The 14098-nt window shown below is 52.0% G+C and carries 13 protein-coding genes and 1 tRNA gene; 11 read left to right on the forward strand and 3 right to left on the reverse strand.

Annotated elements, in window-relative coordinates; translation table 11 throughout:
- Nucleotides 1-44 precede the first annotated feature (44 nt).
- Together gcvH and gcvP are read left to right on the forward strand one after the other, a co-directional pair.
- Nucleotides 45-440, forward strand: a complete 396-nt coding sequence (gene gcvH / locus X965_RS02060; protein ID WP_004238339.1) for a glycine cleavage system protein GcvH — start codon at nt 45-47, stop codon at nt 438-440.
- A gap of 84 nt (nt 441-524) precedes the next feature.
- A complete protein-coding gene (gene gcvP / locus X965_RS02065) occupies nt 525-3401 on the forward strand; it encodes an aminomethyl-transferring glycine dehydrogenase (protein WP_036416809.1) in 2877 nt (958 codons plus the stop codon).
- A gap of 53 nt (nt 3402-3454) precedes the next feature.
- Here gcvP and X965_RS02070 read toward each other — a convergent pair whose 3' ends face one another.
- Nucleotides 3455-4060 carry an HD family hydrolase gene (locus X965_RS02070; RefSeq protein ID WP_036416811.1) on the reverse strand — a complete coding sequence of 202 codons (606 nt, stop codon included), beginning with the start codon at nt 4058-4060 and terminating at the stop codon, nt 3455-3457.
- A 79-nt stretch (nt 4061-4139) separates the two neighbouring features.
- On the reverse strand, nt 4140-5123 hold the full coding sequence (gene ygfZ, locus X965_RS02075; protein WP_036415448.1) for a tRNA-modifying protein YgfZ: 984 nt from the start codon (nt 5121-5123) through the stop codon (nt 4140-4142).
- Nucleotides 5124-5399: 276 nt separating this feature from the next.
- Here ygfZ and sdhE point away from each other — a divergent pair, with 276 nt between their 5' ends.
- Entirely contained in the window at nt 5400-5687 is a 288-nt protein-coding gene (sdhE, locus tag X965_RS02080; protein ID WP_004240904.1) for an FAD assembly factor SdhE, read from the forward strand.
- A gap of 124 nt (nt 5688-5811) precedes the next feature.
- Nucleotides 5812-6246 carry a protein YgfX gene (locus tag X965_RS02085; RefSeq protein ID WP_004238333.1) on the forward strand — a complete coding sequence of 145 codons (435 nt, stop codon included), beginning with the start codon at nt 5812-5814 and terminating at the stop codon, nt 6244-6246.
- 5 nt (nt 6247-6251) lie between these two features.
- Here X965_RS02085 and fldB read toward each other — a convergent pair whose 3' ends face one another.
- Nucleotides 6252-6770, reverse strand: a complete 519-nt coding sequence (gene fldB / locus X965_RS02090; protein ID WP_004238332.1) for a flavodoxin FldB — start codon at nt 6768-6770, stop codon at nt 6252-6254.
- 133 nt (nt 6771-6903) lie between these two features.
- Here fldB and xerD point away from each other — a divergent pair, with 133 nt between their 5' ends.
- From xerD to speFL, 7 genes are all read left to right on the forward strand, one after another.
- A complete protein-coding gene (xerD, locus tag X965_RS02095; protein WP_004240901.1) occupies nt 6904-7818 on the forward strand; it encodes a site-specific tyrosine recombinase XerD in 915 nt (304 codons plus the stop codon).
- Nucleotides 7819-7830: 12 nt separating this feature from the next.
- Nucleotides 7831-8523, forward strand: coding sequence for a bifunctional protein-disulfide isomerase/oxidoreductase DsbC (gene dsbC, locus X965_RS02100; protein WP_004238330.1), 693 nt, complete (start codon nt 7831-7833; stop codon nt 8521-8523).
- 22 nt (nt 8524-8545) lie between these two features.
- Complete coding sequence (gene recJ, locus X965_RS02105) at nt 8546-10279, forward strand: single-stranded-DNA-specific exonuclease RecJ (protein ID WP_036416813.1); 1734 nt, start codon at nt 8546-8548, stop codon at nt 10277-10279.
- A gap of 104 nt (nt 10280-10383) precedes the next feature.
- A protein-coding gene (gene prfB, locus X965_RS02110; protein ID WP_096862115.1) for a peptide chain release factor 2 occupies nt 10384-11482 on the forward strand; the annotation gives its coding sequence in 2 pieces (ribosomal slippage) (nt 10384-10458 and nt 10460-11482; 1098 coding nt in all).
- Nucleotides 11483-11491: 9 nt separating this feature from the next.
- Nucleotides 11492-13009 carry a lysine--tRNA ligase gene (lysS, locus tag X965_RS02115; protein ID WP_004238325.1) on the forward strand — a complete coding sequence of 506 codons (1518 nt, stop codon included), beginning with the start codon at nt 11492-11494 and terminating at the stop codon, nt 13007-13009.
- A gap of 104 nt (nt 13010-13113) precedes the next feature.
- Nucleotides 13114-13187: transfer RNA gene (locus X965_RS02120), tRNA-Gly, on the forward strand.
- Between the two features lie 627 nt (nt 13188-13814).
- The gene (gene speFL, locus X965_RS19275) at nt 13815-13922 is read left to right on the forward strand and encodes a leader peptide SpeFL (protein WP_107678959.1); all 108 of its coding nucleotides are present in this window, start codon (nt 13815-13817) and stop codon (nt 13920-13922) included.
- The last annotated feature ends 176 nt before the right edge of the window (nt 13923-14098 follow it).

Raw genomic sequence — 14098 nt, forward strand, 5'->3', positions numbered from 1 at the left:
TTATTGTTAAATTTTGAGAAACCCGATAACAGGAGCCGTTGGCGATGAGTAATATACCTGAGAATCTGAAATATACAGAAGATCACGAGTGGGTTCGCCATGAGAGTGGTGATGAGTATGTGGCAGGGATCACTGACTACGCGCAGGAACTGCTGGGCGATGTGGTTTTTGTTGAATTACCGGAAGTGGGTGATGAAATCACGTTTGGTGAGGCATTCGGTACCGTTGAGTCGGTAAAAGCGGCATCTGACCTGTATGCGCCGGTGACCGGCACCGTTATCGCCGTGAACGAAGCACTGGAAGACAGCCCGGAACTGGTAAACAGCGAGCCGTATGAAGGCGGCTGGATGATCCGTATTAAAATCACGGATCCGGATGAGTTTGCCGGTCTGATGGACGCAGCCAAATACGCAGAACTGCAGGCTGAAGAAGAAGACTGACGGATTGCGGAACCCTGTTTGTAAGTAAACAGGGTTTTTTTTCGGGTTTTTATTGAATCAGACAATGTCAGGAACCGGAGAACAATGACTCAAACTTTAACGCAGCTTGAAAACCGGGGTGAATTTGTCCGCCGTCATATCGGCGCATCCCCTGAACAACAGCAGCATATGCTGAAAACGGTCGGTGCGGCATCACTTGAAGATCTCACCCGCCATATTGTCCCTGATGATATTCAGCTGGATATCCCGCCTGCCGTGGGCGAAGGGGCAACCGAACAGGATGCGCTGGCAGAACTGAAAATCATTGCCGGGCTGAATCAGCAATTTACCTCTTACATCGGCCAGGGCTATGCACCGACCATTCTGCCGCCGGTAATTTTACGCAATCTGCTGGAAAATCCGGGCTGGTATACCGCGTACACGCCGTATCAGCCGGAAATCTCCCAGGGCCGCCTGGAAGCACTGCTGAATTTCCAGCAGGTGACTATCGACCTGACCGGTCTGGAGCTGGCATCTGCCTCACTGCTTGATGAAGCGACCGCTGCGGCGGAAGCGATGGCGATGGCAAAACGCGTCAGCAAAAAGAAAAATGCCAACCGCTTTTTCATTGCGGATGACGTGCATCCGCAAACCCTGGATGTGATCCGCACCCGCGCTGAATATTTCGGTTTTGAACTGATAATCGATAGTGCGGAAAAAGCCCTTGATTACGATGATGTGTTCGGTGTGCTGTTGCAGCAGACCGGCACCGGCGGACAGATCCATGATTACCGTGAATTACTGGCACAGTTACATCAGCGTCAGGTGATCACCAGTGTGGCAGCCGATATTATGGCGCTGGTCCTGCTGGAAGCGCCGGGCAAACAGGGCGCGGATATCGTCTTCGGCTCAGCCCAGCGTTTTGGTGTGCCGATGGGCTACGGCGGCCCTCATGCTGCCTTCTTTGCCTGCCGTGATGCTTACAAACGTGCGATGCCGGGCCGTCTTATCGGGGTATCCATTGATGCCGCCGGTAACCGTGCTCTGCGTCTGGCGCTGCAAACCCGCGAACAGCATATCCGCCGTGAAAAAGCGAACTCCAATATCTGTACCTCTCAGGTTCTGCTGGCAAATATCGCCGGGATGTATGCGGTCTACCACGGGCCGGAAGGTTTGAAACGGATTGCCGGCCGCATTCACCGCCTGACCGATATTCTGGCGAAAGCGCTGACAGATGCAGGTCTGCGTCTGCGTAACACCACCTGGTTTGATACCCTGACGATTGAAGTGCAGGACAAAGCTGCCGTTCTGGCCCGTGCCAAAGCGGCGCGTATCAACCTGCGTACCGATCTGCCGGGTGCCGTTGCGGTCACCCTGAGCGAAACCACGCAGCGTGAATGTCTGGAAAATCTGTACGCGGTACTGACCGGACAGGAAGCACAGTGGGATATTGATGCACTCGATGCACAGGTTGCCGCTTCTTCTGAATCCATTCCTGCCGCGCTGCGCCGCGAAGGGGAGATTCTGAAGCATCCGAACTTCCGCCGCTATCACAGCGAAACGGATATGATGCGCTATCTGCACAGTCTGGCCCGCAAAGACCTGGCGCTGGATCAGGCGATGATCCCGCTCGGCTCCTGTACCATGAAACTGAATGCGGCTGCGGAGATGATCCCGATAACCTGGCCGGAATTCGGTAATATGCATCCGTTCTGCCCGCCGGAGCAGGCTCAGGGCTATCATGTGATGATAGAACAGCTCTCCCGCTGGCTGGTGTTGCTGACCGGTTATGACGCCATGTGTATGCAGCCGAACTCCGGCGCACAGGGGGAATATGCCGGGCTGGTGACTATCCGCCGCTATCAGGAAAGCAAAGGTGAAGGGCACCGCACTATCTGTCTGATCCCGCAGTCTGCTCACGGCACTAACCCGGCCTCAGCCAATATGGCGGGGATGGAAGTCGTGGTGGTGGCCTGTGATGAAGACGGTAACATTGATCTGGCGGATTTACGGGCGAAAGCAGAACAGCACAGTGAAAATCTGTCCTGTGTGATGATCACTTATCCGTCCACCCACGGGGTGTATGAAGAGGGTGTGCGCGAAGTCTGTGATATCATTCATGAATTCGGTGGCCAGGTGTATCTGGACGGCGCGAACATGAACGCACAGGTCGGCGTGACCACGCCGGGCTTTATCGGCGCGGATGTTTCTCACCTTAACCTGCACAAGACCTTCAGTATTCCGCACGGCGGCGGCGGCCCGGGTATGGGGCCGATTGGTGTGAAAAAACACCTCGCACCGTTTGTGCCGGGGCACACCATTGTCACCTCTGAGCTGCTGACCTCTCAGGGCGCGGTATCCGCCGCACCGTTCGGCAGTGCTTCCATTCTGCCGATCAGCTGGATGTATATCCGCATGATGGGTGCGCAGGGGCTGCGTCAGGCCAGTCAGGTGGCGATCCTCAATGCCAACTATATCGCAGCACGGCTGAAATCCGCTTACGATGTGCTTTATACCGGCCGTAACGGCTATGTGGCGCATGAATGTATTCTGGATATCCGTCCGCTGAAAGCGAAGTTTGGTATTACGGAGATGGATATTGCCAAGCGTCTGATTGACTACGGTTTCCATGCACCGACTATGTCTTTTCCGGTCGGCGGCACACTGATGGTTGAGCCGACAGAGTCCGAAAGCCAGACGGAGCTGGATCGCTTTATTGATGCGATGCTGGGTATCCGTGCGGAAATGGAGCGGGTCGGCAGTGGTGAGTGGACAGCGGAAGATAACCCTCTGGTGAATGCCCCGCATATCCAGACTGAACTGGCAGCGGAGTGGTCACACCCGTACAGCCGTGAAGTGGCGGTATTCCCGACTCAATCCACCCGTGACAACAAATACTGGCCGACGGTTAAACGGCTGGATGATGTCTACGGTGACCGTCACCTTCAGTGCTCCTGTGCACCGATGAGTGATTACGAGTAAACGGTAAACGATAAAGAAAAGGCCGGTTGTGGTAACACAACCGGCCTTTTTTATCAGTGCAGCCAGCCTTTCTGCTTCGCGGTATCCAGTTCGGCGCGTAACCACGCCCAGAATGCCGGATGCACATCCGCAATAAATTTCGTGCGGTCAATTACCTGTTCCAGTGAAATATTGTTTTCCACCCAGCTCTGACCATTGTTGTGCAGATTCATCAGCACCGGCATCACGCGGTCGATCATATTGGCGATACGGGCTTCGCAGGTCTCTGCGGCGTCATACTCATTCCACAGCGCCTGAAACTCATCCGCCTGCGGCTGCGGCAGCAGGCCGAAAATCCGTTTTGCGGCAGCCACTTCTTTTTCCGCAATCGCTTCGCGGGCGGCCAGATCAAAGACCAGCACGTCCCCGGCGTCAATTTCCACCACATCATGCAGCAGTGCCATTTTCAGGATCCGCAGCATATCCGCATCCTCAACATACGGCGCAAAAGCCATTGCTGTCATGGCAAAATGCCAGCTGTGTTCAGCGGAGTTTTCCTGACGTTCATTGTTCAGCAGGCGGGTTTTGCGGTAAACGCTTTTGAGCTTATCCAGCTCCATAACAAAGGTGATTAACTGAGAAAAAGGAATGACTTCCTGTGCGGGAACAGCTGATGACATAACAACCTCAATACGGATTTATACGGAATACCCCCGGGCGCAGAGACAGGGTATCTCTGCGCCCGGGTATGACGGGAAATCAGGCTTCTTCAGTAAAGGAGTACGGCAGCGGGAAAAGGCTCAGGCGGCTTTCTTCGTCTTCACGGATACGGAAGACAGCATCTTCCTCCGTATCATTATTCATCACAATCTGCACCAGAACGCGGTCATCGCTCAGGCGGACAGCCGCGAGAATGGTACCGGTGCGGCGCCAGTTTTCACCCAGCTGACGCTCAGCATCATCACCGGCGACCGGCACATGGCGGCTGTGGCCGATAAGCGTGAACATCGCGCGTTTGTTGGCACCGCGGAATTTGGCGCGGGCGACCATTTCCTGGCCGGTATAACAGCCTTTCTTAAAGCAGATACCCCGGGAAAGGGATTGCAGATTTGTTGCCTGCGGCAGAAATTCACTGACGGTTGCCGCATCAATCACGGCGTAACCGGCTTCAATATCCAGTGCGGTCCACTGAGTGTCAGACGCGTCCGGCAGAGACAGGGCATCAGATAAAGCACCGGCCTGTTCAGCGGTTTGGATCAGAATAAAACGCCCCTGCGGCAGCGGCAGATACAGCAGCGTGGTGTCATCGCTGCTGACAACCTGAGTGTCCGCATCCGGAACTGTGCTGAAATGTGCCTGTAAGACTTCTGCCGCACCGTGACCGGCGATCCCGGTCAGGACAGCACTATCATCAGCGGCAATCGTCACTTTGGAAAATACCGCGTATTTTTTCAGTTCCGCGAGCTGGGTATCCAGCGCACTGCGGCGGATAAGGTAGGCGTAACCGTCTTTATAATGAAACAGACGCAGATCACTCCACATCTTCCCTTTGGCATCACAATGGGCACACAGCACATGCTGATCATCAGCCATAGCGTCGATATCAGCGGTGACCTGTCCCTGAAGATACTTCTGACTATCCGGGCCGGTGATGGTCACCAGCGCCAGATCGCTGAGGGAAATGCGTGTCAGGGGGAGAGAATCACTCAGTTGCGGGAGTAATGTATTTGTTTCTGTGTTCATGATGTTTTACCTGTCCGGAGAGCTGTGCAATGTATGGTAAAAGAGATAACAGACATTGCAAGAGAATATTATTGACCCTTTGTGTGATGCGGTACGTGCGGAGTGACAATGAAACCGGCAGTTGCGGATTTCATTTATTTTTCCGCCTGAGACGCATTTTTCTCCGGCATGTGCGGCAGACGATTTTCTTTATTGTCAGGGCTTGGTAGGCTACGCTGATATCATCAGTTATGTTTACCGGTCTGATAAACCGCTTCTTATAAAAAGGATATACCGGTGTTAGATATTGAAAATAAAGCCCGCATCCACTGGGCCTGCCGTCGCGGCATGCGGGAGCTGGATATTGCGATTATGCCGTTTTTTCAGCATGAATATGACACGCTGACCGATGCCCAGAAACAGGATTTTGTTCAACTGCTGAACTGCCCGGACCCGGATCTGTTTAACTGGCTGATGAATAAAGGCCGTCCGGATGATGAGGCGCTGTATCAGATAATCCGGCTGATTCAGGAACGTAATCAGGCACGGATGGCAGCACAGAACGCAGCGTATTATCCGGACTGAGCGGCAGAAAAAGTCATAACCGGTCACAGTTATTTCATAGGAAACCGGGAAGGAATGCCGTATATTTTCCGGCTGACGGACGCGGGATAACCGGGTTCTCAGCCGGACAGCGGGTGCTGTCATTATGTCAGGATACAGAGGGGGCAGACCGGTGGTTTTATGGAAATCAGTATTACGTGTCTCATTTAATACTCAGGTCTTCTCAACACTGATTTACGGTGTGCTGGCGCTGAGTGTATTATTTGCGCCCTGGCCCGGCAGAACCTCATTTATCTGGCTGCCGCTGACATTGCTGCTGATCGCAGGCTGGGGGCGGACACAGTATAAAATCAGCAAACGCGCCGGTCCCGCCAGTCTGCAGAATCAAAACCGGATTTTATGGCGTAAAAGCGAGTGGGAAATCACTAAACCGCCATATATTACCCGGCTGGGTATCCGTCTGCATCTGCGCTCACTGACCTCCGGGCGGCAGAAATACCTGTGGATAGCCTCTGACAGTGTCCCGAAAGAGGCATGGAGCAGCCTTAATCAGCTGCTTTTACAGTACCCGGATATCTGATCGGCCTACAGCAGTTCCTGAACTTCCTCAAGTACCTGCATACACCATGTGGCGATGCGCTCTTCGCTTTCGTCATACTGATTGACATCATCAAGTGCCAGGCCGACAAAGTGTTTGCCGTCCGGGGTCAGGGCTTTCGGGCTGGTGAAGGTATAACCGTCCACCGGCCAGTAACCGGCAAATTTTACCCCGGATGATTGCAGCTGCTGATGCAGATAGCCCAGTGCGTCCAGGAACCAGTCGCTGTAATCCACCTGATCACCCATGCCGTACATAGCGACAATTTTTCCCGATAAATCAAGCTGCGGCAGTTGCTCCCACACCGCCAGCCAGTCTTCCTGGATTTCACCGAAATCCCAGGTCGGAATGCCGAGGATCAGCACCGGGTAGCTTTCCATCAGTTGCAGATCTGTCTCTTTCACATCATGGAGTTCAACGAGATCATCACCTAAAATATCACGGATTTTTTCAGCTGCCATTTCGGTATAGCAGGTGCTGGAACCATAAAAAAGACCAATTTTCATCTGTTTATTCTGCTGTGTATCGGGTAAAAAATGAAAGCCCGCCGCCTCTGTGCGCTGCTTTCATCACAGGATTACGGTATTGTAACAGAAGATAAGTTAATTCTGACACGGGAATTCAAACGGGAGGTCAGCGGTGAAGGACGCCGTACAACACAGCGAAAGTGATGCACTGACAGAGCAGTTTCTTGATACTATCTGGCTGGAACAGAATTTATCGGAAAACACTCTGGCATCCTATCGCCTGGATTTACAGGCACTGGCGGACTGGCTGGCGCCGCAGGATCTGGACTGGTTATCGCTGACCACCCTTGATTTGCAGGCTTTTCTGGCCGGCAGGCTGGATCGTGGCTACAAAGCTACCAGTTCGGCGCGGATGCTCAGCTCGCTGCGCCGGTTTTTCCAGTATTGCTACCGTGAAAAACTGCGGACGGATGACCCGACTATTCAGCTGGCGGCACCCAAACTGCCTGCCCGGCTGCCGAAAGATTTGAGCGAAAGCCAGGTGGATGACCTGCTTGCGGCTCCGGATGTTACCGATCCGCTTGAACTGCGCGATAAAGCCATGCTGGAAGTGCTTTATGCCTGCGGACTGCGCGTAACAGAGCTGGTGTCACTGTCGCTGCCGGATGTCAGTCTGCGCCAGGGCGTGATCCGTGTGATCGGCAAAGGTAATAAAGAGCGTCTGGTGCCGATGGGGGAAGAAGCGGTGTACTGGCTGGAGGTTTATCTGGCACAGGCCAGACCGTCACTGCTGAACGGACAGGCTGCGGACGTGCTGTTCCCGAGCAAACTCGGGCGGCAGATGACGCGGCAGACATTCTGGCACCGCATCAAACACTATGCGGTCGTCGCCGGGATTGCGACTGAAAAACTCTCGCCCCATGTGCTGCGCCATGCCTTTGCCACGCATCTGCTCAATCACGGGGCGGATCTGCGGGTGGTGCAGATGCTGCTGGGGCACAGTGATTTATCCACCACACAAATTTATACCCATGTCGCGACGGAGCGGTTACGCACGCTGCACCAGCAGCACCATCCGCGCGGCTGATAAGGAAACAGTATGCTGAAAATTGTATCATCCGCACTGGCGCTTCTGCTTGTGTTCAGTCACGGCGCGGTTGCCGGGGAAAGCGAAATCAAAGCGGCACTGGGCAAAATGGATATGACCGCCACCATGATCCGCCCGTCACCGGTGCCGGGTGTCTCGGCGGTAGCCACCCCGCAGGGTGTTTTTTATATCAGCGATGACGGCCGTTATCTGCTGCAGGGGCCGATGTTTGATATGAGCGGCAAAACCCCGAAAAATATCACCAATAATGTGCTGCTGGATGAGCTGAACAGCCTGGAAAATGAGATGATCATTTATAAATCTCAGCGCGGCAGCCACGTTATTACTGTCTTTACGGATATCACCTGTCCGTACTGCCTGAAGTTACATAATGAAAATAAGGCGCTGAATGATAAAGGCATTACGGTCCGTTATCTGGCGTTTCCGCGCAAAGGGCCGGATTCAGCTGTCGGCCGGGAAATGCAGTCTGTCTGGTGTAACGGGTTCAAAACCAAAGCACTGGACAATGCATTCCGTAATGAGCCGATCCCGCAGATAGACAGCTGTAACATTGATATCAGTAAACACTATAATCTCGGCCTGAAATTCGGCATCACCGGCACTCCGGCGATTGTCCTTGAGGACGGAACGCTGATTGCCGGTTACCTGTCAGCGGATAAAATTGCTGAATTAGTAAATAAATAATTAATAGTATAATCAGGTTGTTATGATAAAAACAGAACTCCGCCGCCGTGATGCGGGGGATTATACAGCACTGCTTTCTCCCGATCGCCCCGAACTGTTATGCCGTCTGTATGCTGCCAGAGGAATTACCTCTGCGGAGCAACTGGAGCGCGGTGCACGCGGGCTGCTTAATTACGGTCAGCTTAACGGCATTGACCAGGCCGTTGTACTGCTGAAAGAAGCACTGCACCAGAATCAGCGGATTGTGATTGTCGGCGATTTTGATGCTGACGGCGCAACCAGCACTGCACTATCAGTCCGCGCACTGCGCCGGATGGGGTTCCGGCAGGTGGATTTCCTTGTCCCCAACCGTTTTGAGGACGGCTACGGGCTCAGCGCTCAGGTGACAGAGCAGGCCCGCCGCAAAGGGGCGGAACTGATTATGACAGTGGATAACGGCATTTCCTCCCATGACGGCGTGGCTGCCGCTCATGCTGCCGGGATCCGCGTGATTGTGACTGACCACCATCTGCCGGGAGAGATTCTGCCGCCGGCGGAAGCGATTATTAACCCGAACCTGGCAGACTGCGGATTTCTCTCCAAATCCCTCGCCGGTGTCGGCGTAACCTTTTATCTGATGTCCGCGCTGCGGGCATCACTGCGGGCGGACGACTGGTTCGCACAACAGAATATTGCCGAGCCGAACCTGGCTGAACTGCTTGACCTGGTCGCACTGGGCACAGTGGCAGACGTGGTGCCGCTTGATCAGAACAACCGTATCCTTGTGCATCAGGGGCTGAACCGCATCCGTGCCGGACGCTGCTGTGCCGGGATCACCGCGCTGCTGGAGATCTCCAAACGGCAGGCTCCCGCACTGGTGGCGAGTGACCTGGGTTTTGCGCTCGGGCCGCGTCTGAATGCGGCGGGCAGACTGGATGATATGTCAGTCGGTGTTGAACTGCTGCTGACGGATGATATGGCGAAAGCACGCATGCTGGCACATGAACTGGATGGCCTGAACCAGACCCGGCGCGAAATAGAGCAGGGAATGCAGCAGGAGGCCCTGACACTGTTCAGCAAAATTGAGCACAGCACCACGGAAATACCGTCAGGGATAGCTCTGTATCACCCTGAATGGCATCAGGGCGTGGTCGGTATTCTCGCCTCGCGTATCAAAGAGCGTTATCACCGTCCGGTGATTGCCTTTGCTCCTTGCGGTGATGGTCTGCTGAAAGGCTCCGGGCGCTCGGTAAGCGGCCTGCATCTGCGGGATGTGCTCGAGCGGCTTGATACGCTCAATCCGGGAATGATGGCCGCATTCGGCGGCCATGCGATGGCGGCCGGGCTTTCTCTGCCGGAATCGTATTTCCCTGATTTTCAGCATAAATTTGCCGCGCTGGTGGATGATATGATTGACCCCGGCTTGCTGCACGGGGTTATCTGGAGCGACGGCGTGCTGTCACCGCAGGATATGACACTGGAAACCGCTGGTTTGCTGCGTGAAGGCGGGCCGTGGGGGCAGGGGTTCCCGGAGCCGTTGTTTGACGGCACATTCCGGCTGCTGCAACAGCGCATCGTCGGCGAAAAACATCTGAAAGTGATGATTGAACCGGAAGGCGGCGGTCCGCTGCTCGACGGAATCGCCTTTAATGTGGATGTAAATTACTGGCCGGACAACAGTGTGCAGCGGGTTCGTCTCGCGTATAAACTGGATGTGAATGAGTTCCGCGGACAGCGCAGTGTGCAGTTACTGATAGAACATATCTGGCCGGATTAATTTTAGTCCGAAAGGGGTTTGCGGTGCTGTCATGATGAGCGGATTTTCGCTACAATGTGCAGTTCTCACATTATTACCTGACAATCAACAAAAGATAAAAAGACATGTTTGAAATTAACCCGGTAAAAAATCAGATCCAGGATTTGACTGAGCGTACTTCGGTGCTTCGGGGGTATCTTTGACTACGATGCCAAGAAAGAGCGCTTAGAAGAAGTTAACGCCGAGCTGGAACAGCCTGACGTCTGGAACGAACCTGAACGTGCCCAGGCACTCGGTAAGGAACGCGCCTCTCTGGAAGCCATCGTGGAAACCATTGATGACCTTGACCAGGGGCTTGAGGATGTCAGCGGTCTGCTGGAACTCGCCGTCGAAGCGGATGACGAAGAGACCTTTAACGAAGCGGTTGAAGAGTTGAAGGGACTGGAAGACAAACTCGGTCAGCTGGAATTCCGCCGGATGTTCTCCGGTGAATATGACAGCGCTGATTGCTACCTTGATCTCCAGGCCGGTTCCGGTGGTACAGAAGCTCAGGACTGGGCAAGCATGCTGCTGCGTATGTATCTGCGCTGGGCAGAAAGCCGCGGCTTTAAAACCGAAATTATTGAAGAATCTGACGGCGACGTGGCCGGTCTGAAATCGGCAACGGTTAAGATCATGGGCGAATACGCCTACGGCTGGCTGCGCACCGAAACCGGCGTTCACCGCCTGGTGCGCAAGAGCCCGTTTGACTCCGGCGGCCGCCGCCATACCTCGTTCAGTTCCGCGTTTATCTATCCGGAAGTGGACGATGACATTGATATTGAAATCAATCCGGCGGATATCCGTATTGACGTTTACCGCGCCTCCGGTGCCGGTGGTCAGCACGTGAACAAAACGGAATCTGCGGTGCGTCTTACCCATATTCCGACCGGTATCGTCACACAATGTCAGAATGACCGCTCGCAGCATAAGAATAAAGATCAGGCTTTCCGTCAGATGAAAGCAAAACTTTATGAATATGAAATGCAGAAGAAAAACGCCGATAAACAAGAAATGGAAGATAACAAATCCGACATCGGCTGGGGCAGTCAGATCCGTTCTTATGTACTTGATGATTCCCGTATTAAAGATCTCCGTACCGGTGTGGAAACCCGCAATACGCAGGCTGTATTAGACGGCGATTTGGATAAATTTATTGAGGCCAGCTTAAAAGCGGGTTTATAAGGATTAAAAATGTCACAAGATCAACACAGTGCTGAGCAGGCACCTGATTTAAATAACGAATTAAAAACACGCCGTGAAAAACTGGCACAGTTGCGTGAGAAAGAAGCCGTTGCATTCCCGAATGATTTCCGCCGTGACGCGGTATCCGGTGAGCTGCATGAAAAATATGGTGAAAAAAGCGCGGAAGAGCTGGAAGCCCTGAATATCGAAGTGGCGATTGCCGGCCGTATGATGACCCGCCGTATCATGGGTAAAGCCTCTTTTGCCACCTTACAGGACACTGCGGGCCGTATTCAGATTTACGTTTCCCGTGATGATCTGGCTGAAGGTGTGTACAACGAATCCTTTAAAAAATGGGATCTGGGCGATATCCTCGCGGCACGCGGTAAGTTATTTAAAACTAAAACCGGTGAGCTGACTGTTCACTGTACCGAAGTCCGCCTGCTGACCAAAGCACTGCGTCCGTTACCGGATAAATTCCACGGTCTGAGTGACCAGGAAACCCGTTACCGCCAGCGTTATCTGGATCTGATTGCCAACGATGAATCCCGTCATACCTTTGCGGTGCGTTCACGTATTCTGGCTGAAATCCGTAAATTCATGGTGAACAAAGGGTTTATGGAAGTTGAAACCCCGATGATGCAGGTGATTCCGGGCGGGGCAAGTGCGCGTCCGTTTGTTACCCATCATAATGCGCTGGATATCGATATGTATCTGCGTATTGCGCCGGAGCTGTATCTGAAGCGTCTGGTGGTCGGTGGTTTTGAGCGCGTGTTTGAAATCAACCGCAATTTCCGTAACGAAGGGGTTTCCCCGCGTCACAACCCGGAATTCACCATGATGGAACTTTATATGGCGTATGCCGATTATAAAGACCTGATTGTACTGACCGAAGAGCTGTTCCGCACCATCGCTCAGGATGTGCTGGGTAACCCGGTCGTGAAATACGGTGACCAGGAATTCGATTTCGGCAAACCGTTTGCCAAACTCACCATGAAAGAAGCAATCTGCAAATATCGTCCGGAAACCAACATGGCTGATCTGGATGATATGGATAAAGCAGTTGCTATCGCGAAATCCCTGAACATCAAAATTGAAAAATCATGGGGTCTGGGCCGCGTACAGTGTGAAATCTTCGAGGAAGTGGCAGAAAGCCATCTGATCCAGCCGACATTCATCATTGAATATCCGGCAGAAGTCTCTCCGCTGGCGCGTCGTAATGACGACAATCCGTTTATTACTGACCGCTTTGAATTCTTTATCGGCGGCCGCGAAATCGGTAACGGTTTCTCCGAGCTGAACGATGCGGAAGATCAGGCAGAACGTTTTGCCGAGCAGGTCCGCCAGAAAGACGCTGGTGATGACGAAGCGATGTTCTATGACGAAGACTATGTTGTCGCGCTGGAGCACGGTCTGCCGCCGACAGCGGGTCTGGGTATCGGGATCGACCGCATGGTCATGCTGTTTACTGACAGCCATACCATCCGTGACGTTATCCTGTTCCCTGCGATGCGTCCGGGCAAATAATTGCTGCAGTAAATGAACACGGAGCCTCACAAATTTGTGGGGCTTTTTTTTCACTATCCTCTTGATAAACAAGATGACCGGCGTATAATCTCACACATCCTGACGCGGGCGTAGTTCAATGGCAGAACGAGAGCTTCCCAAGCTCTATACGAGGGTTCGATTCCCTTCGCCCGCTCCAGTTTTCTTCGTTAACTTCCTGTGTTATCAAATATTCCGGCAACTGAATCTCTCCGGTGCATCTCATCCCGTATGTCTGAAACTCTGATTCAGCCACACATGTGTCTGTGTCAGCATAATGGCGCTTGTCATTGCGCTCCGGCTTCGTACTGTTTTATATATTTACCGGCCCGGAGAAATATTGTGACTGAAATGAATAATTATTCAAAAATAATACTTTATTAATTTTACGAGTTTCCCGGTCATAAAATAGTATTTTTTATAACTTACTGTTATTGCACCTTAATTTAAAATTAAACTATTAGTGCGATTTGATTAAATATATATGTCGTGATTATATTTTATTATCTTATAAATAATGATTATAGACCAGGTCACTATATTATCAGAGGATTAGTTATTATCTATAATATAGACGTAGTAACTATATTAAATATGTATTTGTTTTTTTAATTTGCGCCAATAATATACACAACACAGTATTAACAAAATGTATTTTTATACTAACTGATATTGGTTAAATATATTTTTAGGATTATTATTTTGATGTATATCACGGTATAGTATTTATACTTGGTTATATTAATAATTGTTCGTCAGATAGTCTTAATTTTAAACAGGTGCAAAAATGGAAAACAATAACCGATTTTGGCCGCATATAAGACGTGTTACACACCTTATGATGTTCTCACATCGTTCGTGTTTTGATTTTAATCGTTTTAATGCACAAAGGTAGTCCCTCTACTGACATCCATGACGTTGTCTGCATATTGCCATCGTATGGATCGTCGACCTCTTTCTCATTATATCCCGCATTTATGTGTGGATATGCTGAATTCTGATTGATAATTCATACTCTGGTTTTCATGCATATCAATATGCAGGTAAACAGCTTTCGTCATTCCCGGTTGC

This window comes from Morganella sp. EGD-HP17 (assembly GCF_000512315.2).
Taxonomy (GTDB): domain Bacteria; phylum Pseudomonadota; class Gammaproteobacteria; order Enterobacterales; family Enterobacteriaceae; genus Morganella; species Morganella morganii.